Consider the following 22,989-nt stretch of genomic DNA (forward strand, 5'->3'; position numbering starts at 1 on the left):
CGGCTTTTATCCAATTCAATTGGTTACATTAGACAGATGACACCTTTGGCTATTTCCCATGTTATACGCTTGGTGCGAAGTAAGCGGCGCAGTTTATAGCCATTCCGCAGACACTTCGATGTATGAAAGAAAATAGGATATGTGGTTTGAGAGGTTGAGCTTCACTGGCGCAGAAAGGGGCAGAAGCTAGTTACACCTGAATGACAATATTTGGCACTAAGCCGTTTGTCAGTTTTGTTCAAGCTATGTAAACACAAAATTCAGTTTAATCCATTATAGTCCACAAGACCTGTGAAAAATGGAGTAGGCTTTTTTTAGCGCTTTCAAACTTTATTTATAAATTAGCTATTTAAATGCCTACTAGGCTTTCCAACATTATTTGAATACCACAAGTAAGTCATAAAAACGGATCTTTAGCAGATGTCGATTTGAATTAAAGGCGGAATTGTCTCTGACTTCAAAAAAAGCCTTAGCGTAAAAGCTAAGGTTTTTTCGTTTGTAGTCCAGATGCTCTAAATGCATTTGCCGTTGAATAAACGTTTTTTGCATTTAATGAGTCGTTTGCCATGTTTGTATGGCGCTCTTTGATGGATCGCTGCCTCTACAAAGCCGATCTGGCTGTCGTTTGATGTTTGTTTAGCTTTCTCCTAGCCATTCAACATCAACAAAATAAGCACCTCCAACGAGTCCTTCACTGTCATACAGGTAGGTTTTGAGTTGGGTGGGGCCGGCGGGCAGGGTTAACTCAAAGGCAACCCCTTTATCTCCGGGGGTAACACGCTTTTCAACATTAAAACCAAAAATCTCTAGGCTCGCCTTTTCAGCAACAAGGTCTCGATTTGCCTCTTTGGGGAATTGGCGAAGAGTTAATCTGTAATTGCCTGAGCGCTTAACTTCTATATGCCAGGGCCCAGTTACTTTTGGAAGTTTACTTATTTGCCTGAAATTCCAAGGGGGATTACCGGTCTCCATGTGCCAGTCCTGCGAACTGAGTACGCTATGGGGTTCAGTGACATTACCGATATCAATGCTAACGGGCGTTAACCTAGGAGAAACTCTGTCCCAAAAAGGTTGGTAGGCCGATTTTAGAGATTCAACCACTTCTGGGAACTGTGCTACCAGATTTTCGCGTTGTGCGGGATCTTTGGTGATATCAAATAATTCCGTCTTGCCTGTTCCGTCGGGGTCGAGCAACAAGCGCCAACGTTCGGTCATCACTACCGAAAAACGCTGAGGTTGAGGAGGCATTGCATTGGCGCGGGGGCCGCCATGATACTGAACAACTAAATGCTCTCTGTGCCAGTCCTTGTCATTCTCTTCAAGCAGGGGCTTTAGTGATAAGCCATCAAGGTCGTAGCCTTCAGGAATTTCAATGCCGGCCAATTCAGCGAGGGTGGGTAACACGTCAATATGTGCTGATAACCTGTCGATCTCTCGACCTCCAGCTAGACCTCCTGCGGGCCAATGTATAAAGAAGGGAACTCTGTGACCGCCATCGTATACGGATGATTTTTTGCCGCGCATGCCAGCGTTAAAGCCCAAAATGGCTTCTGAATTAAGCCCTTCAAAGCGGGCACCAGCAGAGGTGCCATTGTCCGTCATAAAGATTAATATGGTATTTTCGTCTAAACCAGTTTGTTCTAGGTGATCACGCAACAAACCCATATTGTGGTCGATGTTCGCGATCATGCCATAAAAATTGGCATTGTTTACATTTGGCTGGTTTTTGTATGGAGCTGCCCATTCTTCGGGGACAAAATACGGGCCATGCGGTGCGTTTAATGGAAGATATAGCAAAAAGGGGCTGCTTTTATTTTTATCAATAAACTTTATGGCCTCTTCGAACCAAATATCGGTCACATACCCTTCAAATTTTTCAAAAACCCCATTGCGCTCGTATGTGTCATCGAAATAGTCGTTACCCCAGTAATCTGGCGCTTGCCCTACGCCGCCAGCTCGATGCCAAACAACATCGTCAAAACCGCGATCTTGCGGTCGATGAGGTGCATTGTCGCCAAGATGCCACTTGCCTACCATACCGGTCACGTATCCTGCATCTGAAAACAAATTGGCAATTGTTTTTTGATCTCTATGCATCATTGTTCGACCAGAACTTGTTCTGAATGCGCCGGTGTAGCCGGCGTAGTTACCAGTCATCAACGCAGCACGAGTTGGCGTGCAAAATGAGCTGACATGAAAATCGGTAAAACGCACAGATTCCTTGGCAAGTCGATCCAGGTTAGGCGTTTTTAAGATGGGGTTGCCATGAAAGCCTAAATCGCCATAGCCCTGATCGTCGGTCATCACGATAATAATATTTGGCGCTTTAGTCTGTGTAAGTGGTTCCACCTTTGATGTGCAGGCTACGAGTGTCGATAAGGTTAGTAGAACAATGATTAAAGTTTTGGTGTAAGTTTGCATATAATATAACTCACTTAATTTATCATGTGTTGTTTTGATAGAATGTGCTCCCTAGTACCTATTAGTCTGAAAATTATCAAGTCCTCACAGATCGGAGTATTCCGAAATAGCTTAGGGTTGATGGACGTGTAGGCTAGAAAATTCAGGTTCAATTTGGTGTTCATGCTGTGTCGTCTATATCGAATATTAGGAGCATAATACACCGGCCCGAGCTATACAAGAGGAAGGGTTATTGGGATTGTCTGCTTAACCTCAGCGCTAGACTATTGGTTTGTTTCAATGATTTGTATATACAAAATTACAGATGGCTGCGGAGGGGATCTCCGCAGCTAAGGCGCTACTTGAACATCACGATGAGTCGATCCATTGCAAGGCGTAGCTCTTATATACTTTTACAAGCGTTAATCATATAGCCTTCTTTTGCTTTTAATTGCTGAACTTTTTCACTACCAGTCGTACTTGTGCAAAATCAAAAGCTTGATTGCGGGGTAGAAGCAGCAAAAGTATTGAAATAACAATGGGAATTAAAGTTGCCAGAATAAATGACTCAAACAAATGCTGAATTGGTTCACCCGGCATCGGGAAAAAATAGAAGCCTGCTACTAAGCCTCCAATGATACTTAACCAAGCTTGATAATGTTGATATTGGCTATTGTAGAAGCCATAAAAAACAGGGAAAGCCGCCGCACAACATAATAAGTCAGCTAACAAGAATAAGTATAAAATGCTGTATCCTTGTGAAGCTATGAGTAAAGCTACAATTGACACAGCGACAAGTAAGCAGCGCGAAATCACTAGCAATTTATGCTGTTTGACTGTGGGTAAAATCCGATGCAGATCAACGATAAATAGGCTCTGTAAACCGCTTATAGTTGAGTCTGCACTACTCATGATTAGCGCAAGGCCAAAAAAAATCATTCCGATTAATAGCCAGTATGGTGCCTCATTTAAAACGACGCTGAATAAAGCCGTTGAGCCTGATCCCGGTAGCGATAACCCTACAAATGCTAATCCAAAAAGCCCTAAGGCGAACACAATGGGAAAGCTCACAAGACCACTAACAATAAAACCATTGCGAATTGCTTTATTGTCTTTCGCTGCGAAAACGCGTTGCCAGGTACCTTGATAAAACAAACCTGTTAGGCATACCGCTAAAAAGAAGGTTATACCGGTTTGCATACCATCAGTATCAAATGGGTTGAGCAGGTGAGGAGCTTGTTCTTGTAGACCTTTGATCGTTGGCGTAAAACCGCCGGTGGCTTGCCAACCTATAATCAAAATCAACAAAATAAACGGTAAAATAACCAGCATTTGAATGCGGTCGGTAAAAATGGTGACTTTCAGACCGCCATATAACGCGTAAAGCAAGGTACATAACATCACGATTGAAGCTGTTACCCACAATGGCACAGGAGCCAATATCGCAACCATCTGCGCTATGCCGGTTAACCCAGCTGTTAAGCCAATAAAGAGATAAAACAGCATGATAAACAGCACAAATATGTACACGCTAACGCCATAACGAGCATAGACAAATTCGGTTAGAGTATGACCATTAGGCATTATTTGTCGAATTCGAGAGCCTAATGGGATCATAAGTAGACTTGGCAGTAATGATCCTAGCGCGTAGCCCAGAATCGTTCCTATTCCTCCCCATGTGGCTGATTCTGCAGGCCCAAATAAAATCCAGGTGCCCATATTGGTAGCTAATAGGGTATAAAACGTGGCCTTACTCGTTTGGCTATTGCGTGCCACGATAACGTCCTCTAGACCGTCCTGACTTCGATATGCAAACCAAAAGCCGGCAAACGCAAACAGCGCAGCAAAGAAAACGAGCCAAATTAGAGCGGATGAAAAGGTGATCATACTTTGCCTATTGCTTCCCAGCTCGTAAACCCATACCCCAAAAATTGGCTTCCAGTTCTGCTGCTTTGGTAAAACGAGCTTGCATTTTATGCCAACGCGGACTGTTTTGAGGTGTGTCGCCAACTCGGCTAGCAATTGCTAAATCCAGCAACTTTCCTACCTTAATACACACATTCTGAAAATCATCACCTGAGTAGGTCTTTATCCATTTTTCGTATGGATGTCCTGAATAAACGTTATCTTTTAAGCGAAGACCTATTTCACCATAGCCGAATGCGCAAGGAGCAAGCGCTAAAAGTAAGTCTAAGAAGTCTCCCTGTAAGCCAGCATCAAGTACGTAGCGGGTATAAGCAATGGTTTCTAATTCTTCGGTTGCGGTATACAAGGACGACTCTTCAATACCTTGCGCGGCGCAAGTTTGAATATGTAGAGAAAACTCTTTATTAATTAATGAGTCCACGGTGGCAGCACATAATCGCATTTCTTCAATAGACTCAGCTTTCACTACACCTAAAGCCCATGCACGGGCATAATGAACAAGATATACATAATCCTGCACCATATAATGTAAAAAAGAAGCTTGTGGCAATGTGCCATTGCCCAATGACTTTACAAAATCGTGTTCTATGTATTCTTCCCATTGCACTTCACATCCTGCGCGTAACAGTGCGAATGTTTTACCGTAATTGGGTATTTCCTTTGTCATCATTGCTTCCTTTTGTCAGTTTTTTGAAGATAGGTTAAGTTTGTTGTTCGGTAATGATTAGGGCAGTTTTAACGGCTTTTCACCCATTGCAATTAAGTTAATCTCGCCCTGCCAGTACTGTTGTAAAATCCGCGCAGCCCGCCACGCGGTTAAGCCTGTTTTGCAGGCGATAACAGCACGTTGTTCAGATTTAGGTCGTGGTTTTTGTTGTCTAAATTCATCTAGAGTTACAAATTGGATGATTGGGTCACTATTGCCATTTTCTGCTTCGCTGCGTTTGGTGCCTGTCTGTAAATCAACAGCCCGTAAATCAACGATCCAATCGTCTTTATGAATATCGCTGAAATCAATAAAGTGAAGTGTGTCTTCAAAGCTTGGTTCTACAGCCATATCAAAACGAAACGAACTCTGCCGTAAATTTCGTAAATCAATCGACATGAGTTGTCCAAGCGGAGAAGGCTGCAATTGCAGCAAGATATTGAGTGCAAATTGAGCTTGAATACTGCCCAGCGTTCCCACAGCCGGCCCCATAACACCGGCAGAAGAACAGTTTTGGGCACGTTGTGGTAACTCAGGAAATATCGCGCGCAAAGAAGGACTTTGCTGACAAAAACCACCAACATAGCCGTTAAAGCCAAGCACTGAAGCAGATACCAAAGGGATAGATTCGCGATAACAGTAATCAGACAATACGTAACTCACCGCAAAGTTATCAGTGCAGTCCAATACTAGATCAACATTATCGCATAGGGCCGAAACGTTTTTAGGCGTTAGATTGAGGTAGTGACTACTTATTTCACAGTGATTGTTTATTGCGCGTAGATGGCGCGCGGCACACTCAACTTTGGGTTTATTGATATCGGTTTCTTTGTAGAGTACTTGTCTATGCAAGTTAGATAATGATACTTCATCACCATCCACTAAACTGACACGACCGAGGCCAGCGGCCACTAAATAGGGCAGTGCCGCACAACCTAGACCGCCCGCACCTACTACTAGAATATGAGCTGTCTCAAGATGCTTTTGTCCAGCTAACCCAACATCAGGTAAACAAGTTTGGCGTTCGTAACGGCCCATTAAACAACCTCTTGTTGAGTTGTTTTACAGGCTTCGAGCCATTGCTTTATTCTACTTTCCGGGTTGTCGTGCAGGGTTATATCGGTGACAGCGGCTACAATATCTGCACCTGCACAAAATGCTCCCTGTGCTCGTTTCACCGACATTCCGCCAATTGCGACTAAAGGCGTCTCGCCTATTTTTTGTTTCCACTGACTGACCTTATCTAAACCTTGTTCATGCCATTTCATTTTTTTCAAAATAGTGGGGTAAACAGGCCCTAAGGCGATGTAATCGGGATTTAGCTGTAACGCAATTTGCAACTCTGCTTCATCATGGGTGCTAATCCCTAGTTTTAATCCCGCATTTCGTATCGCTTCAATGTTCGCGGTCTCCAAATCTTCTTGGCCTAAGTGCACCCATTCACAGCCTAATTCTATCGCCAGTTGCCAATAATCATTGATGATCAACGTACAGTTGTGCTGCTGACAAATTGCCTTAGCTTTGTTTATCTGTGCTCTAATATCCTCCTCGCTACTATCTTTGATGCGTAGTTGTACTAGGTGGATACCTAACGGCACTAAACGGGCTAGCCATTCACTGCTGTCAAAAATAGGGTAAAAACGATCTAGTTGCATATTCAATTCCGTGAAGTCAGGTTAATTTAGTCAAGAAATGCTTTGCCCAGTATCGGCGTGGAGGGACAAGCCATATCGCGCACTTGCATAGGATCGGCGCAGTGCGCTAGTTGTCCTGCTCGAATAGCTAACGCAAAAGCTTCTGCCATCATCGCTGGGTCGCCAGCTTTAGACACAGCCGTGTTTAGTAATACGGCGTCCATACCAAGCTCCATTGCTTGCGCTGCTTGGCTTGGAAGACCTAAACCTGCATCTATGACCAGTGGAATGTCAGGAAAATGGGCGCGTAATGCACGAAGTCCGAATACATTATTTAAGCCCATTCCTGAACCAATAGGGGAGCCCCATGGCATTAGCACTCGGCAGCCGGCATCAACCAGCCTATCTGCAACCACGAGATCTTCTGTGGTATAAGGAAATACGTGAAACCCGTCTTCATTTAAAATCCGAGCAGCTTCTACCAATCGAAAAACATCGGGTTGCAAGGTGTCTTCTTCGCCAATAACTTCAAGCTTAATCCACCTAGTATTAAATACTTCTCGCGCCATATGCGCGGTGGTTACAGCTTCTTTTACGGTATGACACCCAGCTGTATTTGGTAAAATGTGAACATTAAGCTGCTGAATTAGCTTCCAAAAGTCTTGTCCGGCTTTGTCATTACTTGCTTCGCGACGCAATGAAACAGTCGCAACACTCGCTTGGCTGCGTTCGAATGCTTTAGCAAGAACAGCAGGCGAAGGGTATTGAGAGGTGCCAAGCATAAACGGGTTAGCTAGGCTCACATCGTAAAATTTCTTCATACTCATCCTCCTTGCATGGGGGCAAGTATTTCGATTCGGTCGCCTTCTTTTAAAAGCGTATTTTCTCTATTTTGTTGGGGGACGAAATTGCCATTAATTGCGGTCGCGACTGTGGCGTTTTGATAGCCTTTTTCATTTAACAGTTCAGCGAGATTGGTTGATTGGCAGGTCATAGATTCACTATTTATTTGTATGTGTTTCATGTTTTTGACTCGGGTGTGCAGGTAGTAAGCCATTCAGGCTTAATACCCTGATGAATATAGTCCGCAAGCATGATTGCCAGCGTCGGTGCAAGTAAAAAACCATGACGATATAGGCCATTGGCGCTAATAATCTGTCCGTGGTGAGTGATTTTAGGAATGTTATCTGCAAATGCAGGGCGGCTATCCACGCCAATTTCTAGAATTTCAGCCTCACCAAACGCGGGGTTAAGTGCATAAGCTGAGTTTAATAGCTCCATTACTGAACGCACTGAGGCGTGCTGTTTAGCGCTACTTTCTATCATGGTTGCGCCTAACATATATACCCCGTCTCCTCGCGGTACGATATACAAAGGAATACGAGGGTGTAAAAGACGAATAGGCCTGTTCAAACTCAGGTCAGGGCAGCGCAAAATGAGCATTTCGCCTTTTACTCCACGTAAGCTTGGTAAAGTAGGTTTTGCTTTGATACCACGGCAATCAATCACAAGTTCATCTTTTGCAAATCCGTTGAGATCTGCATTTTGGTAGAGGAAATTAGCCCCATTTTGGATTAATGATGCTTTGAGTGCGCTAAGGGCTTTGCGAGGAGGTAGATGAGCTTCATCTTTATAAAACAATCCTCGTGAAAAACGCATGTCTAAGTCAGGCTCTAATTCGTTAATCGCATCAGCACTTAACAGCTCATGTGCTTCAGTGCGTTTTGCAAAACGTTGTAATTCGGAGTGGTCACGGTTTAAGGCCAGTACAAGCGTACCTTTTTGTGTTACCAATCCGGTTTTTTCTTGCCACCACTGTGATGCAGATTTCCCAAAATGAACCACCTCTTTATCGGCGCTTTCAGCTTCACAATAAGGGGCTAGCATGCCGCCAGCCCACCACGAACATGAGTCTGGCCCCGGCTCGGTTTGCCGCTCTATAATTGTCGGAATTATTCCTCGTTGTACAAGTTCTGTTGCGATACACAGGCCAGCAACGCCAGCGCCCACAATCGTGACGCCATCGTGAGTGTTGATCATACTACTTATTGTTCCCACCACTGATGAAAATGGTGCACAGGCCCCTGTCCCCGCCCTACTCGCAGGTTATCAGCAAAGTGAATAGCTTGATGTAGATAGGCATGCGACTCTTCAACCGCTTTTTTTACGGTGGCACCTTTCGCTAGCCATGCGGCAATGCTCGATGAATAGGTGCAGCCAGTGCCGTGGGTGTTTTTTGTGGATATGCGTGGTGCGCTCAGTGTCGTCGGCAATTGACTATTATTGCCGACTAATACATCTGTGCAAGTGTCGCCTGTTCCGTGCCCACCTTTAAGTAATACGTGTTTTGATCCAAGCGCAAGTAACTCTGTAGCGAAAGCTGATAGCTTACATTCTTCCAAGTCAGTGTCAGGTGATAACCCCAATAACACCATTGCTTCTGGATAATTAGGGGTAAGCAAGTCGGCTTGTGGAATGAGTAACTCTTTTAATGCATCTACAGCTTCTTCTTGTAATAGGGCATTGCCAGTCTTAGATATCATTACTGGGTCCAAGACAATTTGACCACGGTAGCCTTTAAGGGCATCCGACACCGCTGCTATCAAATCGCTTGAAAATAACATACCAATTTTGATCGCATGTACGTCTAAATCATCGAGTACCGCTGATATTTGAGCCTTTACAACATCTATTGGGATAGCGTGAACATGTGTGAGAGATTGTGTGTTTTGCGCGGTGACCGCAGTTATTACACTCGCGCCGTAAACGCCATTAGCTGAAAAGGCTTTTAGGTCAGCTTGAATACCCGCTCCGCCGCCGCTATCTGAGCCTGCAATGGTTAACGCGATCGACGGTTTGTAGGAAGAGTTCGGCATCATTATCACCCAGTTTTACTAAGCGACATAGGAAAATGGTGCACGAAGAATGCAACCGAAGTGGTGCATAAGGTCGTGTCCGTTCCCTACGCCGATATTATTCGGATCAGGTTCACCGGGTTGATGTTTTCATCTCTCAGCCTAAAATTAATTTAAGCACCCCGACGGACTTACTGTTTGAAATGGTAGGGAACTTTAATTGAGTATTCAAGTTCATTTTAGATATAAATTATGGCGCTAGCTGATATCAGTAGTTCCTAGACCTAGATTAGAGTCAAACTTGATATTGTTATTTTTCGTCCGCTAAGTCGTTGATAAGTGGTGAGCGTTTATAACGATTGATGATTCTATCCACCTGACCAGAATCCAGTAGTTGTGATACGTTATTTTGCAGTTTATCTGTCACAAATTTTGGTACATCTTTATTTAAGGCTAAAAAATTGCCGCGTAGTTCGTCTACAGGCAACTCTATAACAGGTATTAACTGGTTTAGTTCAATACCTGCCATTTTAGCCTGATAGGGTATTGTCAATTCAGAACCAATCACTAGATCTATTTTTTGGTGAATTAACAAGTTCAGCATTTGATTTTTAGATGAGAAATCCAAAAGGTTTTTACCATATGAAAAGCCATTTTTTATAAGCAGTTTTTCATATATATCACCTCTAGATATACCGACTAAAAAGCGATGTAGATCTGATATATTAAGTGCTTGTATGTCTTCTCTGACGGCAAGTCTATAAAAGTTTGTGGTCGAAAATGCGAGCGGTCCCACCCACTGAAATTTGTGTTCTCGTTCGTTATTTCTGGATGTTGAAATTAAGCCACTTCTTAGGTTTTTTTGAGTTAATTGGTAGGCTCTTTGCCAGGGTAGGATTTCAAATGTACATTTGAATTTAGCTTGTGAGCAGGCCATTTCGACAATTTCTTTATTGATTCCCACGATTTTATTTTGGAATGTAAAATTATAAGGAGGGAATTCTTCAGTGTAGATTTTTAGGTTAAAATCTTTTGCGGAGGCGTCATTGGCTAAGCAAAAAAAAGCCAAACTAAGCAGAACCAAGGAGAGCATCTTATTCATATACTGGACCCTCACGCGTACATCATCACAACATCTCTTACTTCTACTTTACTATAAATTCGCTCAAAAATTCACCTTTTGACCAAATAAGGCTTAAAAAAAACCGTTATGGATGCTCTATATCAACTTTTATGTTCAGTTAATCATTATTGCGAGCTTACATGATAAAGAATGTGCAGCCAGGCTATCAAATAATGTATTCTTGCAAAAATTACACTTGTTAGGTTCAGTAGGTTTGGTTTGTTGGAAATAAAAAAAGTAAGTGGTTTTACGTTGATTGAATTGATCATTGTCATTGTTATTCTTGGAATACTATCGGTGGTCGCAGCCCCCAAATTTATCAATCTAAGCTCTGATGCAAATCAAGCGGCTCTAGACGGAATGAAAGCAACCGCTATTGATACAGCAAACTTAGTTTATGCAAAAGCGATAATACAGAAGGTTCACAAGGATGCTGATGGAAGTGTTGATCTGGATGGTGACGGAGTTGATGATATTGCGACGATTTATGGTTTTCCCAGCGCAAACCGCACAACTGGAATAGCGAATGCGCTTCAGTTGGGAGAGGATTGGGCTTATGGTGACACATTTGGCGGAGGGCAATTTTTTATTTCGCCTGCCAGTATTGCTGGATTTAGCGGCATTACCAACAACAATATTCCATTGCGCAGTCCGAATTGCTATTTGACCTACACTCCCCCAGCGGTCCTTGACGGGCTTCCAACTTTTGAATTTGTAAATTCAGGGTGCTAAACAGATACTTGGGAAGCAGATGGTTATTAAGCTATTCGTAAATAAATACACGAATGATATGTTCCATTCAGCTATATATTAATGTAGTCCGTCATCTCCCTTAATCACATTAAGATGGCACTATTTTTGGGAATTTCTACATGTTTGAGCAATTACAACAAGCAATTACGCCTCTTTTAACTTTTTTCGGCGAAAACCCTTATACCCAAGCAATGCTTGTTATAGCACTTTCATTTGTTGTTGCTTCTTTATTTAAATATGTATTGATGGTGGGAGTAGAAGCGCTCATATCGCGTATTAATGTAGATTTGGACAGTAGCTTTTTGACCTTGCTACATTCGCCAATTTATTACAGTTTATTACTTATGGGATTTTCTAGTGCCGTTCTCATATTAGACCCTTCTCAATTCTACGCGCATATTTTGTTTTCGTCTTTGCAGTCAATAGCAATCTTAATTTGGACTGCTTTTTTGCTGCGTGCCAATCGCGCAATTTTAATTAAAATTGCCAGAAACCCAACGCGTTTCCTAGCTATAAATAACAAGACCTTACCGCTATTTTTAAACCTTCTGAATATCATTATTTTAGTGTTGTCAGTGTATTTTGTATTTACGGTTTGGGGAGTAGACATGACTGCATGGCTGGCCTCGGCGGGCATAGTCGGAATAGCCGTAGGTTTTGCCGCTAAAGACACCTTAGCGAATTTGTTCTCAGGTGTGTTTATTATGGCTGATGCGCCATACAAAATTGGCGATTATGTGGTTCTTGATACCGGAGAGCGTGGCGAAATAACGCATATTGGCATGCGCAGTACACGTATGTTAACTCGCGAAGATATCGAAATAACCATCCCAAATTCGGTAATGGGTAATTCGAAAATTATCAATGAATCCGGTGGCCATCACGAAAAGTCCCGTTGCAGAGTACCCATTGGCGTGGCATATGATGCTGATATCGATGAAGTGCGCAAAGTTTTGATGGACATCGCGTACGCAGAAAAAGAATATGTTTGTAACGATCCAGAGCCAAGAGTGAGATTCCGACGATATGGTGCTTCTGCTTTGGAATTCGAACTATTGGTCTGGATAGATAAGCCTGCGTTACGCGGGCGTGTAGTGGATATTTTAAACTGTCAGATTTTCAAGCAATTCAAATTACATAATATTGAAATTCCCTATTCAAAACATGATTTATACATAAAGGAAATGCCTAACCTGAACCCTCCTACTGACGAATGAGTTTGTTGCGTCGTGAACGCGTGTCATTATGACGTAGATTTGCGTAAAAATTTCACGTTTGCAATTAATCACTTCTTTCTAAACATTTAATTGTGGCCAGTTAGTCTTGGCTCTCCGTTCTGCAAGTTATTATAAATTAAGCTTTTTTTTCGAATATGAGAAGACCAGAAATTTTATGGTGTGCTTTATGCTATCTCAAGCTTAAGAAAGGTTTTTTATTACCCAAAATTCACGATCTAAAGATTGTTTTGAAAACGGAGGACATCATGAAGAATCAATTAATTGCACTATTGGCAGGCTCAATATCGTTGGCTTTAAGCGCTACAAGTTTGGCCGGGGAGACCGGAAAAACAGTCACCATCAATGACTTAAAAAGTGGCCAAAGCATTGGAACCATTGTTGTCAGCAATTATGACGATGATGGCGTTGTTTTCGCACCAAACTTAACTGGTTTGACACCAGGAATTCATGGTTTCCACATTCATCAAAATGGGGATTGCTCAGCGGCCATGAAGGATGGCGAAGAAGTGTTAGGTGGCGCAGCTGGTGGACACTATGATCCGGAAAACACCAACAAACATAGCGTGCCTTGGTCTGAAGATGGACACGAAGGTGACTTACCTACTCTTTACGTGGATATCGAAGGTAAAGCTGACTTACCGGTATTCGCACCTGAGCTAGAGCTTGAAGACATTGAAGGTCGAGCAATTATGATTCATGCGAATGGTGATAACTATGCTGATTCGCCCAAGCCATTAGGCGGTGGTGGTGAGCGTGTAGCTTGTGGTGTTATTCCAAAAAGTTAATTGCATAAACATACCCGCTAACAGCGTAAGTGACAACGTTGCTAGCGGGCTTTTATATTCAGCCCGTCTGATTACGCTTCATAATTAGGTCTGGAACTCAGCCTGTAAATGTTCGGCTTTGCTGTGATCTTTAGCTAACAGCATATAAACCGACGGCAACACGTAAAGTGTAAAAATCGTACCTATCGCCATACCACACACTAACACTAGGCCAATGGCATTGCGCGCCCCAGCTCCAGCACCAGATGCAAATATCAATGGCGTATGACCTGCAATAGTTGCCAAACTCGTCATCATTACCGGTCGCAAACGTATAATAGAAGCCTGCTGTACAGCTTCTAATTTTGATTTTCCTTGCTCTTGTAATTTATTAGCAAATTCCACAACTAAAATACCATTACGAGCAATCAGTCCAACTAAAGTAACTAAGCCTACTTGGGAGTAGATATTTAGTGTAGTCGTCCAACCATCTGTCCAATACGGCATAGGTGCAGGTATTTTTAAAAAGGTAAATACCATTGCCCCGAATAATGCTAATGGAACAGAGCCACCTAAAATGACTAACGGATCACGAAAGCTATTAAATTGTGCAGCCAAAACTAAAAATATCATCGTGATTGCCATTAGAAACGCCGGTAAAAAAGTGTTGCCTTCAAGTCGTAATTGTCTTGATTGGCCAGTGTAATCAATACCGTATCCTTGAGGCATAATTTTGCGCGCCTCGGTTTCCATGAAGGTTAGAGCTTCATCCAACGATGTCATGGGTTGGCCACTTATTTTCACGGAATTCATTTGTTGTGTGCGGTTCAGGCTGCGAGGCACTGTACTCACTTCAATTTCGGCAATATCTGCAACCCTTATCATATTGCCACCTAGACCAGTCACGTAAAGATCTTCAATATCACTGGGATTGAGTCGTGACGTGCGCTTAACTTGCGGTATCACTTTATAACTGTAGCCTTCCATATTAAAGCGGTTCACATAGTTACCACCTAATAATACGGCTAAGTCTTGTGTGACTGTCTGCAAGTCCAAACCAAGCTCGGCAACCTTTTCACGATTTACTTTTAATTTGGCATTTGGTTGATCAATTTTTAAATCAATCATAGGAGGAAAAGCAAACATACCGCTTTCCATAGCTTTATTGACCAAAATCTGAGATATCTCGTATATCTGTTCAGGCTCGGCTTGAGAAGTCAATACGAACTCGAAAGGGAAACTACCGCCACCCGGTAAGGCAGGAGGAGTAATTGGGAATATACGAACACCGCTAATAGTCGCCAGCTTTTGCTGTACCTCAGGTAGAATTTCCATCACGCTACGTTCGCGTTCATCCCAAGGTTTAACGACCATGCCTGAAAATCCACCGCTGGGAAATGTTAGTAGAAACGTAAAGTCAGTTTCATCAATGCTTTGATAGACATCATTGGCCTGTTCAACATAAAACACCGATTGATCAATAGTACTATTTGCGGGTGCTTCGGTAATACCAAATATCACGCCCTGATCTTCTGTAGGAGCCAGTTCTGTGGGGGACATCATATACATCACAATCGCTAACACAGAAATAACTATCCAAAACAGGTAAACAGCAGGCCGGTTGTTCAAGCTACCCGTTAAGCTACGGCTATAATACGTTTGGAAACTATCGAATACAGGACCCAGTGGCGCTTTGACTTTCTTATGAGTTTTTAACCAGCGCGAGCCAAGCATGGGAGACAAGGTCAAGGCGACGATAGCTGATATCGAGACAGCGCCTGCCAACGTAATCGCAAACTCTTGAAAGAGTGTGCCGGTAAGGCCACCTTGAAAACCAATCGGCACATAAACAGACACCAATGTAATGGTCATGGCAATGATAGGCCCAGCTAGTTCACGCGCGCCTACTAAAGCGGCCTGAATCGGCGATTTACCTTCTTCGATATGTCGTTCTATATTTTCAACCATAACAATGGCGTCATCCACCACCAAACCAACGCTCAAAACGATTGCCAACAAAGTGAGAAGGTTTAATGTAAACCCAAACATTTGCATTAAAAATAATGCGCCAATTAATGACAACGGAATCGCAAAAACAGGGATTAATACCGAACGACTAAAACCTAAAAACAAGAAGATCACTACAATGATAATCAGCAATGTCTCTGTCAACGTTTTGATAACTTCTTCAATCGCGGTTTCAATATATTCGGTCGAGTCATAAGATACGATTGCATCTAAACCAGTGGGAAGCTTTTCACGGATTGCAGTCATTTCTTCACGCACCGCTTTCATCACATCTAAGGCATTGGCGGTTGGCATTACCCAAACCCCCATAAACACCGCTGTTTGGCCTGAATAACTGACCACGGTATTATAATCTTCCGCGCCCAACTCGACGTCTGCTACATCTGCAAGTCGCACTGTCCCTTGAGCGGTGCGCCGAATAATCAGTTGTTGAAAATCTTCAACCGATGTTAGGTCAGTATCAGCACTCAAATTCACTTGGGTCAACATGCCTCGAGTTTGACCTAAAGTTGCTTGTACATTGTTGGCAGCCAAGGCTTGACGCAATTCAGTCGGAGTAACGCTTAACGCTTGCATTGCTTCAGGCTTGAGCCAAATGCGCATGGCGAATACACGACCACCCAAGGTTTCCGCTTTTTGCACACCATCAATGGCAGCTAAACGCGGCTGAATGCTGCGCCGCAGATAATCGGTAATCTGATTCTGCGACAGGATATCTGAAGTGAAACTTAAATAGGCTGCGGCAAATTCGCTATCAGCAGAAATGATACTCAATGCCGGTACTTCTGCTTCTAGTGGTAAATCCCCTCTAACTGCGCTGACTTTAGCATTGATTTCAGACATAGCTCTAACGGGATCAAAGTTCAGCTTTAAGTGTACTTTAATGTCAGACAGCCCCAATGAAGAGCTGGATTCAACGTAGTCAATGCCTTCCGCTGACGCGATTGCACGCTCAAGAGGACTGGTAATAAAACCTTTAACTAAATCAGCACTGGCACCTATGTATGCCGTCTGAATATTGATAACAGACACATCACTTTTAGGGTATTGGCGCACGGTTAAATTAGTTGCAGCCTGAAAGCCTGCTATCAAGATTAATATACTGACAACGACAGAAACAACAGGACGTTTTATAAATAAGTCGGTGAATTTCATAACAAAGTCATTTCTCAGGAATCAGTCGGCTGGGGATGGAGGCTGCGTTCTGGATCGGGTTTATCACTCGCTACCACAGACATTCCGTTAAATAGTTTAAAAGCACCCGCACTTACTACCTGTTGTCCCGCTGATAAACCATTTTCAACTGCAACAAAATCGCCACGGCTACCGCCTAATTTTACAAATTGCTGTCTAACAGTATCTGCATTACCAGCCTGACCTTTTTCAATCACGAAGACGGTATCACCATATGGCGCGTACAATACGGCCGTATTTGGAATTACCAAAACTTGCAATTCGTCGGGTAAGGTCACTTCTAAGCCCACTGACATGCCGGGTAATAAGGTTTGCAATGAATTATCTATTTTAGCTTGGACGTGCAAATTGCGTGATTGGCTATCGATCTCTGCAGCAGTCGCAAGTACTTCTCCATTAACTCTGTCGCCTTGCTGGGTGCCAACTAAAACAGGGTATCCTGGCTTAATTTTATTTGCCCATTGTTGCGGAATACGAAAGTTCACCCGAAGATGATCGATAGACTGCAATGTGACAATTTCGCTGCCAATTTGTAGATCTTGGCCTAAATACACCTTACGTATCCCTAAGCGCCCATCAAAAGGCGCGACTATGCGCTTTTTGGTCAAAGTGAAATTCAAGCCATCTACTTCTGCTTGCGTGGAATCTAGCAGTTGAGATGCTTCTTCTAACGCACTTTGAGATACCGATTGTTTATCACGTAACGAATTTAAACGTTTGAGATTATTTTTAGCTAATTCTAATCTGGCTAGCGCTGCACGCAACAATGCTTTTTCATTTCCCGATTCTTGTTCAACCAATAAATCACCAGCTTTGACTTGTTGACCAGAATCAAAATGGATTTTGGCAATACGGCCATCAACTTCAGAGGTAATGGTTAAACCTTGCCAAGCTTCAAGTGAGCCGACTGCAGACAACTTATTCGGCCAGGTTTGTTGCTCCACTGCACTTACACTGACAGTTTCGGGTGGTTGACTGAAAGACTCACCGCTTTCAATCATGAAACCAATTTGTTGTGCTTTAATGCCGCCAATTATCGCAATGATGATAATTAGCAACACTAGGGAAAATAAAATCGCACGGCTGCGAGACATGTCAAATCCTCTATCGATTTAAAGTGCTTTTATAAACACCGGTTTAGCATTTATTAAAAATAATACTGTATATATATACATATAAAAAGGAAAGCCCAAAATTAAAAAATTGTGGGCTTTGTTGTCGATTCTTGCTTTTTTAATCGTTCTAACGATATCTACATGTAATACATAATGAGTTGAATCACTACCATTAACATTACCAATGGCAAAATCCAACGGCTCATCTTAGACATCTGTTGGTTAGACATTCTAAAGTTTGAACGCTCTAATAAGGGCACAACGATAAGAAGGGCAATGATCAACACGCCGAGTATAATTAAAACGGTCAAAAACACCTCCTTATTATTTGTAACACCATATTATGCATCAACTATCATTTCAAAGCCGCCAAAAATCATCCGTTTTCCATCAAATGGCATTGGATTTTTTTCCATATCGAAGCGTGGGTCCTGCATTGCTTTTTCTAATCCAGCATCGCGCACTGCTTTGGATGGCCAGATTATCCATGAAAATATCACGGTTTCATCGGCTTTACACTGCACTGCCATTGGAAATGAAGTAATTTTACCCTCAGGTACATCGTCTCCCCAACATTCAACTACTGATAATGCACCGTTTTCTTTAAATACGGCTGACGCATCTTGCGCATATTGGCGGTACTTTTCGCGATCGCTGCTCGCTACAGCGGCTACAAAACCATCTACATAATTCATCTTATTTTTCCTCACAAAATTCAGTTGTTTTTAAACCACTCTTTTATGTTGCACTTTGCATTTCTGGCAATTCAAATATTGGCCTGATTTCTACCGTGCCTTTTTGCGCTGGGGGCAGACTACTGGCTATTTCAATTGCTTCATCTAGGTTATTTACATCAATAATGTAATACCCTCCTAGCTGCTCTGTGGTTTCTGCAAAAGGGCCGTCAGTTACCTGCCGTTTGCCATTTTTTATACGCAGGCTGGTAGCAGTGGTAACTGAATGTAGCGGAGAAGCAGAAATCAGTTTGCCTTGTGCAGTTAATTCTGCGCTAATCAGCATGGATTTTTGCATACAATCTGAGCGCTGAGTTTCCGTCCAATCGTTTTCATCACTATAAATTAATAGCATATATTGCATTCGTTTCTCCTCAATGAGATTCTGTAGCGGGTAACATTATCATCCAAGCTATTCCGAATTTATCGGTAACCTGTCCGTAAAGTGGCGACCAAAATGTTTCTGCCAATGGCATGTTTACTTCACCATCATCCGCTAACGCTGCGAATATTCGATGGGCTAAATCGCTAGTATTTACTGTTAGAGCTAAACTAAAGCCACTAAACGTATTGCCTTCACCACAGCCGTCAGAGGCTAATACTTTTGAGTCTCCCACGCAGAACTCACAGTGCATCACTTTGTTTTCAAATCCGGGTGACAGCATACCTTCAGGTAACGGTTCGGGGCTGTCACTAAACCGCATTAACATCCCCAACCTAGCCCCTAAATGTGTTTGATAATAATCTAAAGCCTCTTCACAACGACCAGAAAAAAATAAGTAGTTGTTTAGATTGGCTTGTTGCAAAGATATGGTCTGCTGCATTTCTTTTTCTTGGGCTTCGACATCCGCAGATCCTTCTATATCAGCAAAATCTTCCATGCTATAGAAAGGTCTAATTTCTAAATCCGAATCGACCTCCATTGGGTTGGGGCACTTTTTCGCCCACTCTAAAGCTTCTTCCATCGAACTAACATTCCATATCCAGTAGCCCGCGATCAATTCGTTGGTTTCCGCAAATGGACCTTGCGTCACAGCACGTTCTTTACCACTAAACCGCACACGATAGCCTTGACTACTGGGCTTAAGCCCATCACCCGATTCCATAATTCCGGCATTAACCAATTCTTGATTAAAGTTTCCCATCGCTTCTAATAACTCACTGCTAGGCATTTTTCCCGCTTCCGAATCAGTAGAGGCCTTTACTATTACCATTACTTTCATGTTTTGTTTCCTATTCAGATTAAGCATTTTTCTTTTCATATCTATTAATCGAATGAGATTTGATTAAATCGACAAGAAATAAAAAATTTCTGAAATAAATTTTAATTCGGGCTAAGTTCAGCTAGTTTTTCAGATAAAAACCGCTTCTCAGCTGATTGTTTTACGAGTTTTAATGCTTGTTTATATGCAGCAGCGGCTTCTGTGGTTTTGCCTAAACGACTAAAAAACTCGGCTTGGGTAGAGTAAAGTTTGTGATAACCACGTAATTCTGATTTTTCCTCAATATTATCTATGGCATCTAAACCGGCCTGTGGCCCGTCTCGCATAGCAATAGCTACTGCTCGGTTAAGCTCTATTACGGGAGACGGTTCGACTTGCAATAACACTGAATAAAGTGAAATTATCTGATTCCAATCGGTATTGTCAGTCGATTGCGCATGCACGGCAGCAATCGCCGCTTGTAATGTGTAAGCTCCTACTCTGCGTGTTTCTAATGCTTGCTGAACCAGCGAACGTCCCTCATCAATATAGCTTTGTAGCCACAAACTTTTATCTTGATCTTGTAGCAAAATAATATTGCCATTTTCATCGGTGCGGGCTTTGCGTCTTGATTCATGTAGCAACATTAGTGCTAACAATCCCATTACTTCCGAATCTGGTCGCAAAGCTAACACCAGCCTGGCAAGGCGAATAGCTTCATTGGATAAATCGACACGTAACAAAGAGTTGCCTGTTGATGCTGAATATCCTTCACTGAAAACTAGATAGATTACCGATAACACTGCATCAAGTCGCTCTGGCAGTTCTTGTAAATCTGGAATCACAAACGGGATTTTCGCTTGTTGAATTTTATTTTTTCCGCGCACAATTCTTTGCGCCATCGTGGAGGTAGAAACGAGATAGGCGCTGGCAATTTCCTCGGTACTTAACCCACACACTTCCCGTAAGGTTAATGGAATTTGAATTTGCGGATCGATCGCTGGGTGGCAACAGGTAAAAATCATCCGCAGTTGATCGTCTTCTATATCTTGCTGACTTAGCGTTTGATTATGTTCCTCAATTTCAGTCAGTAAGCGTTGAATGTCAGGCTCAAGTTCACCAAAGCGCTTGCTTCTGCGCAAGTTATCAATAGCCTTAAAACGTCCAGTGGAAATTAACCATGCGGTGGGATTCGCTGGAACACCTTGTTTGTTCCATGTATCAAGCGCTACTGAAAAAGCCTCATGCATGGCCTCTTCAGCTAAATCAAAATCTCCTAGCAGGCGCACTAAACTAGCAAGCACCTTGCTAGCGTGGTTTTTATATAGGTGCGTTAGCTGCTCACTTAAGTCTTTTGATGCACTCATTTGACCTTCATAAAAAGAAGTGTAAAGCGCTATTTAAACGTCTAATATGTGAACACGCAAGCCACAAAACGTAACCGAAGTGTTTCGTCTTACGTTTTTACTTTGCGTAAAAAGTATGAACATTCCAGCTTAATTAAATGGGTTAATTTATGAAATTATGTTTAAAATTTATCGCCATCCCAGCGCTATACTTTATAGGCCTTTTTAGTACAGCTAATGCAGATGAAGGCACTACCATTAACAGTGACAAAATTTTAGTAACTGTAGTGCTCAAACATCAACAAGATAAAAACCTGACAGAGTTACAAGCAAAAATGGATGAAAATCGTTTTTGGCAGTCTTTTCCTCCGCAGGGAATGGAAATCGATTCATGGTACGTGATGATGGGGTTGGGTCAGGTTATTACTGTCAAAATTCATCCAAAAGATTTACGTACGCTTAATCTAGCCATAGAAAAAGCAGCGTGGGGAATTTTTGATACTGAAATTTATCCAACCTATGAATTTAAACACATTGCGCAATCAATCAAAGATAAAAAATTAGCTGAACAAAACCAATAATAATGACTCTGTTTATGGGATGAAGTACCCCGCAGTAGTGATGGTAATTGAGTTTGAAGCATTGCTATGCGCGGGTATTGAGTGATATCTTTTAAGCGCACGGTCATTTCAATTAAGAGTAAAAAACACAATGAAAAAAATAAGAGCTTTTGGGCGTTGTCGGTGGAGCCTATCAATTTTGCTACTTATTTTTATGTGTGCAAATGCGATAAGTAATCCGACTTATGATGAGATTGAATGGGTAGAGTTAATTCCTGAGGATGATTTAAACGCACTTCTTGATCCACCTGACTTTTTGATTGATATCGAAGATGGCAGTGAACTGGATTCAGTTGATGCGCTATCTAGCATGGGGACGAAGAGTGATAATGTACAACGTTTTCAACAGGCGCTGACATCCACTCGTATTATGGAAAGTTTTGACAAAAAATCGGTCAGAATTCCTGGATTTATTGTGCCACTTAGCTCAGATGACGAGCATCGTGTCGTGGAGTTTTTCATTGTTCCTTATTTCGGAGCATGTCTACATATGCCACCACCACCGCCTAATCAAATTATTCATGCGAAATTTGATAAAGGGGTTGAAGTACCTCAACTGGATGTTGCGTTTTGGTTTGAAGGAGTGATTAATGTTGAAACCAATAGTAATGAATTGGGAACATCAGCTTACGCAATTTCGTTAGATAATATTGAAACATATAACTAACGTCACTTCTTTCAAAAGGTAGAGCGGTTCAAGTTAAATTGAGCCGCAACCATTTTCCGCCATGTTGGAAGCACCTACACGTTTTCATCTATACAAGCTGCGACTTATTAATTTAGAAGAAGTAGGGGCAGCTTCGCTCACGCCGCATTTTTCTAATTAAGTTGAAGACAGATTAATCCGTTTTTCAACGATGATTGGCATATCTTTGTGCACTGCTGAAATACGCACTCGGACTTTCTGTGAATCATCTGATATGGCCTGATATTTAATCGACTGCTCCCCTTCAATTCGAGTTAAATACATAGTACTCCTGCCTATCACTTTGACGCCTTTACTGCTCACTAATTCTGCTTTTACATTGTGATAATCTGGGTGTATGTAATAGCTAATCGTAAAGGCTCCTTCCCTTGCTGAGGCACTTCTATCAGCAGAAAGAGTAACGTTCAATGGCGCACTTTGTGGAGGTTTAAAATGCTGAAGCATCACTGGGTGCAATTCGGGTAACAACGGAGGAAATTGGGGGATTTTGCTTGTTCCATATTCGTGGTATTGACAGCTAAAGCTATACGCTGAAAAAAGTACGCAACAATACCCAAGAAAAACAGATAATTTTTTCATCTTTAAAGCCTAATTTGTCAGTTGAACGAGGTTTACAATATTCTTTTAGCAAACGCGAAAAAGAAC

Annotated in this window: 23 protein-coding genes and 1 riboswitch; of the genes, 5 read left to right on the forward strand and 18 right to left on the reverse strand. The window is 42.3% G+C overall.

Going from position 1 to position 22,989, the window contains the following annotated elements:
* Positions 1–636: 636 nt before the first annotated feature.
* The 10 genes from GLIP_RS19055 to GLIP_RS19100 all read right to left on the reverse strand — a co-directional run bounded on the left by GLIP_RS19055 (position 637) and on the right by GLIP_RS19100 (position 10,623).
* Positions 637–2,421: an arylsulfatase gene (locus tag GLIP_RS19055; protein WP_083880144.1), complete on the reverse strand. Its 1,785-nt coding sequence runs from the start codon at positions 2,419–2,421 to the stop codon at positions 637–639.
* A gap of 426 nt (positions 2,422–2,847) precedes the next feature.
* Positions 2,848–4,287 carry a sodium:solute symporter family transporter gene (locus GLIP_RS19060; protein ID WP_008846340.1) on the reverse strand — a complete coding sequence of 480 codons (1,440 nt, stop codon included), beginning with the start codon at positions 4,285–4,287 and terminating at the stop codon, positions 2,848–2,850.
* 7 nt (positions 4,288–4,294) lie between these two features.
* A complete protein-coding gene (gene tenA, locus GLIP_RS19065) occupies positions 4,295–4,993 on the reverse strand; it encodes a thiaminase II (protein WP_008846341.1) in 699 nt (232 codons plus the stop codon).
* A gap of 57 nt (positions 4,994–5,050) precedes the next feature.
* Positions 5,051–6,070: a HesA/MoeB/ThiF family protein gene (locus GLIP_RS19070; RefSeq protein ID WP_008846342.1), complete on the reverse strand. Its 1,020-nt coding sequence runs from the start codon at positions 6,068–6,070 to the stop codon at positions 5,051–5,053.
* Positions 6,070–6,687, reverse strand: a complete 618-nt coding sequence (locus GLIP_RS19075) for a thiamine phosphate synthase (RefSeq protein WP_008846343.1) — start codon at positions 6,685–6,687, stop codon at positions 6,070–6,072. Before GLIP_RS19075 ends, GLIP_RS19070 begins: the two co-directional genes overlap by 1 nt.
* Positions 6,688–6,713: 26 nt before the next feature.
* Positions 6,714–7,487, reverse strand: a complete 774-nt coding sequence (locus GLIP_RS19080) for a thiazole synthase (protein ID WP_008846344.1) — start codon at positions 7,485–7,487, stop codon at positions 6,714–6,716.
* Between the two features lie 2 nt (positions 7,488–7,489).
* On the reverse strand, positions 7,490–7,690 hold the full coding sequence (thiS, locus tag GLIP_RS19085) for a sulfur carrier protein ThiS (protein WP_040523651.1): 201 nt from the start codon (positions 7,688–7,690) through the stop codon (positions 7,490–7,492).
* On the reverse strand, positions 7,687–8,706 hold the full coding sequence (locus tag GLIP_RS19090; protein ID WP_008846346.1) for an FAD-dependent oxidoreductase: 1,020 nt from the start codon (positions 8,704–8,706) through the stop codon (positions 7,687–7,689). The genes thiS and GLIP_RS19090 overlap by 4 nt, the downstream gene beginning before the upstream one ends.
* Positions 8,707–8,711: 5 nt before the next feature.
* Positions 8,712–9,542, reverse strand: a complete 831-nt coding sequence (gene thiD, locus GLIP_RS19095) for a bifunctional hydroxymethylpyrimidine kinase/phosphomethylpyrimidine kinase (RefSeq protein ID WP_040523653.1) — start codon at positions 9,540–9,542, stop codon at positions 8,712–8,714.
* A 66-nt stretch (positions 9,543–9,608) separates the two neighbouring features.
* A riboswitch (TPP riboswitch) is annotated at positions 9,609–9,716 on the reverse strand.
* 115 nt (positions 9,717–9,831) lie between these two features.
* On the reverse strand, positions 9,832–10,623 hold the full coding sequence (locus GLIP_RS19100) for a substrate-binding periplasmic protein (RefSeq protein WP_008846348.1): 792 nt from the start codon (positions 10,621–10,623) through the stop codon (positions 9,832–9,834).
* 243 nt (positions 10,624–10,866) lie between these two features.
* Between GLIP_RS19100 and GLIP_RS22450 the strand changes: the two genes are divergently transcribed.
* The 3 genes from GLIP_RS22450 to sodC all read left to right on the forward strand — a co-directional run bounded on the left by GLIP_RS22450 (position 10,867) and on the right by sodC (position 13,420).
* Positions 10,867–11,376: a prepilin-type N-terminal cleavage/methylation domain-containing protein gene (locus GLIP_RS22450; RefSeq protein WP_008846349.1), complete on the forward strand. Its 510-nt coding sequence runs from the start codon at positions 10,867–10,869 to the stop codon at positions 11,374–11,376.
* A gap of 140 nt (positions 11,377–11,516) precedes the next feature.
* On the forward strand, positions 11,517–12,614 hold the full coding sequence (locus GLIP_RS19110; protein WP_008846350.1) for a mechanosensitive ion channel family protein: 1,098 nt from the start codon (positions 11,517–11,519) through the stop codon (positions 12,612–12,614).
* A 266-nt stretch (positions 12,615–12,880) separates the two neighbouring features.
* Positions 12,881–13,420 (forward strand): superoxide dismutase family protein, encoded by a 540-nt coding sequence (gene sodC / locus GLIP_RS19115; RefSeq protein ID WP_008846351.1) that lies wholly within the window; start codon positions 12,881–12,883, stop codon positions 13,418–13,420.
* Positions 13,421–13,504: 84 nt separating this feature from the next.
* On the opposite strand, the gene GLIP_RS19120 is transcribed toward sodC, so the two are convergent.
* The 7 genes from GLIP_RS19120 to GLIP_RS19150 all read right to left on the reverse strand — a co-directional run bounded on the left by GLIP_RS19120 (position 13,505) and on the right by GLIP_RS19150 (position 21,039).
* Positions 13,505–16,582 carry an efflux RND transporter permease subunit gene (locus tag GLIP_RS19120; protein ID WP_008846352.1) on the reverse strand — a complete coding sequence of 1,026 codons (3,078 nt, stop codon included), beginning with the start codon at positions 16,580–16,582 and terminating at the stop codon, positions 13,505–13,507.
* Between the two features lie 14 nt (positions 16,583–16,596).
* Complete coding sequence (locus tag GLIP_RS19125) at positions 16,597–17,715, reverse strand: efflux RND transporter periplasmic adaptor subunit (protein WP_008846353.1); 1,119 nt, start codon at positions 17,713–17,715, stop codon at positions 16,597–16,599.
* Positions 17,716–17,873: 158 nt separating this feature from the next.
* Positions 17,874–18,053: a hypothetical protein gene (locus GLIP_RS22175; RefSeq protein WP_407638180.1), complete on the reverse strand. Its 180-nt coding sequence runs from the start codon at positions 18,051–18,053 to the stop codon at positions 17,874–17,876.
* Between the two features lie 24 nt (positions 18,054–18,077).
* The gene (locus tag GLIP_RS19135; protein WP_008846355.1) at positions 18,078–18,431 is read right to left on the reverse strand and encodes a DUF1428 domain-containing protein; all 354 of its coding nucleotides are present in this window, start codon (positions 18,429–18,431) and stop codon (positions 18,078–18,080) included.
* 43 nt (positions 18,432–18,474) lie between these two features.
* Positions 18,475–18,834 (reverse strand): YciI family protein, encoded by a 360-nt coding sequence (locus GLIP_RS19140; protein WP_008846356.1) that lies wholly within the window; start codon positions 18,832–18,834, stop codon positions 18,475–18,477.
* Positions 18,835–18,844: 10 nt separating this feature from the next.
* The gene (locus GLIP_RS19145) at positions 18,845–19,693 is read right to left on the reverse strand and encodes a YciI family protein (RefSeq protein ID WP_008846357.1); all 849 of its coding nucleotides are present in this window, start codon (positions 19,691–19,693) and stop codon (positions 18,845–18,847) included.
* A 101-nt stretch (positions 19,694–19,794) separates the two neighbouring features.
* Positions 19,795–21,039, reverse strand: a complete 1,245-nt coding sequence (locus GLIP_RS19150; RefSeq protein ID WP_008846358.1) for an RNA polymerase sigma factor — start codon at positions 21,037–21,039, stop codon at positions 19,795–19,797.
* A gap of 149 nt (positions 21,040–21,188) precedes the next feature.
* Between GLIP_RS19150 and GLIP_RS19155 the strand changes: the two genes are divergently transcribed.
* Positions 21,189–21,599 (forward strand): hypothetical protein, encoded by a 411-nt coding sequence (locus GLIP_RS19155; protein ID WP_008846359.1) that lies wholly within the window; start codon positions 21,189–21,191, stop codon positions 21,597–21,599.
* Positions 21,600–21,729: 130 nt separating this feature from the next.
* A complete protein-coding gene (locus GLIP_RS19160; RefSeq protein WP_040523654.1) occupies positions 21,730–22,305 on the forward strand; it encodes a DUF3299 domain-containing protein in 576 nt (191 codons plus the stop codon).
* Positions 22,306–22,461: 156 nt separating this feature from the next.
* On the opposite strand, the gene GLIP_RS19165 is transcribed toward GLIP_RS19160, so the two are convergent.
* Positions 22,462–22,923 (reverse strand): hypothetical protein, encoded by a 462-nt coding sequence (locus GLIP_RS19165; RefSeq protein WP_153886383.1) that lies wholly within the window; start codon positions 22,921–22,923, stop codon positions 22,462–22,464.
* Between the last annotated feature and the right edge of the window lie 66 nt (positions 22,924–22,989).

Origin of the sequence: Aliiglaciecola lipolytica E3 (assembly GCF_000314975.1) — a bacterium.
Taxonomy (GTDB): domain Bacteria; phylum Pseudomonadota; class Gammaproteobacteria; order Enterobacterales; family Alteromonadaceae; genus Aliiglaciecola; species Aliiglaciecola lipolytica.

Bases quoted from the DNA above. Each gene is read 5' to 3' on its own strand.
- GLIP_RS19055 (WP_083880144.1), bottom strand. From the start codon at position 2,421: ATGCAAACTTACACCAAAACTTTAATCATTGTTCTACTAACCTTATCG.
- GLIP_RS19060 (WP_008846340.1), bottom strand. From the start codon at position 4,287: ATGATCACCTTTTCATCCGCTCTAATTTGGCTCGTTTTCTTTGCTGCG.
- tenA (WP_008846341.1), bottom strand. From the start codon at position 4,993: ATGACAAAGGAAATACCCAATTACGGTAAAACATTCGCACTGTTACGC.
- GLIP_RS19070 (WP_008846342.1), bottom strand. From the start codon at position 6,070: ATGGGCCGTTACGAACGCCAAACTTGTTTACCTGATGTTGGGTTAGCT.
- GLIP_RS19075 (WP_008846343.1), bottom strand. From the start codon at position 6,687: ATGCAACTAGATCGTTTTTACCCTATTTTTGACAGCAGTGAATGGCTA.
- GLIP_RS19080 (WP_008846344.1), bottom strand. From the start codon at position 7,487: ATGAAGAAATTTTACGATGTGAGCCTAGCTAACCCGTTTATGCTTGGC.
- thiS (WP_040523651.1), bottom strand. From the start codon at position 7,690: ATGAAACACATACAAATAAATAGTGAATCTATGACCTGCCAATCAACC.
- GLIP_RS19090 (WP_008846346.1), bottom strand. From the start codon at position 8,706: ATGATCAACACTCACGATGGCGTCACGATTGTGGGCGCTGGCGTTGCT.
- thiD (WP_040523653.1), bottom strand. From the start codon at position 9,542: ATGCCGAACTCTTCCTACAAACCGTCGATCGCGTTAACCATTGCAGGC.
- GLIP_RS19100 (WP_008846348.1), bottom strand. From the start codon at position 10,623: ATGAATAAGATGCTCTCCTTGGTTCTGCTTAGTTTGGCTTTTTTTTGC.
- GLIP_RS19110 (WP_008846350.1), top strand. From the start codon at position 11,517: ATGTTTGAGCAATTACAACAAGCAATTACGCCTCTTTTAACTTTTTTC.
- sodC (WP_008846351.1), top strand. From the start codon at position 12,881: ATGAAGAATCAATTAATTGCACTATTGGCAGGCTCAATATCGTTGGCT.
- GLIP_RS19120 (WP_008846352.1), bottom strand. From the start codon at position 16,582: ATGAAATTCACCGACTTATTTATAAAACGTCCTGTTGTTTCTGTCGTT.
- GLIP_RS19125 (WP_008846353.1), bottom strand. From the start codon at position 17,715: ATGTCTCGCAGCCGTGCGATTTTATTTTCCCTAGTGTTGCTAATTATC.
- GLIP_RS19135 (WP_008846355.1), bottom strand. From the start codon at position 18,431: ATGAATTATGTAGATGGTTTTGTAGCCGCTGTAGCGAGCAGCGATCGC.
- GLIP_RS19140 (WP_008846356.1), bottom strand. From the start codon at position 18,834: ATGCAATATATGCTATTAATTTATAGTGATGAAAACGATTGGACGGAA.
- GLIP_RS19145 (WP_008846357.1), bottom strand. From the start codon at position 19,693: ATGAAAGTAATGGTAATAGTAAAGGCCTCTACTGATTCGGAAGCGGGA.
- GLIP_RS19150 (WP_008846358.1), bottom strand. From the start codon at position 21,039: ATGAGTGCATCAAAAGACTTAAGTGAGCAGCTAACGCACCTATATAAA.
- GLIP_RS19155 (WP_008846359.1), top strand. From the start codon at position 21,189: ATGAAATTATGTTTAAAATTTATCGCCATCCCAGCGCTATACTTTATA.
- GLIP_RS19160 (WP_040523654.1), top strand. From the start codon at position 21,730: ATGAAAAAAATAAGAGCTTTTGGGCGTTGTCGGTGGAGCCTATCAATT.
- GLIP_RS19165 (WP_153886383.1), bottom strand. From the start codon at position 22,923: ATGAAAAAATTATCTGTTTTTCTTGGGTATTGTTGCGTACTTTTTTCA.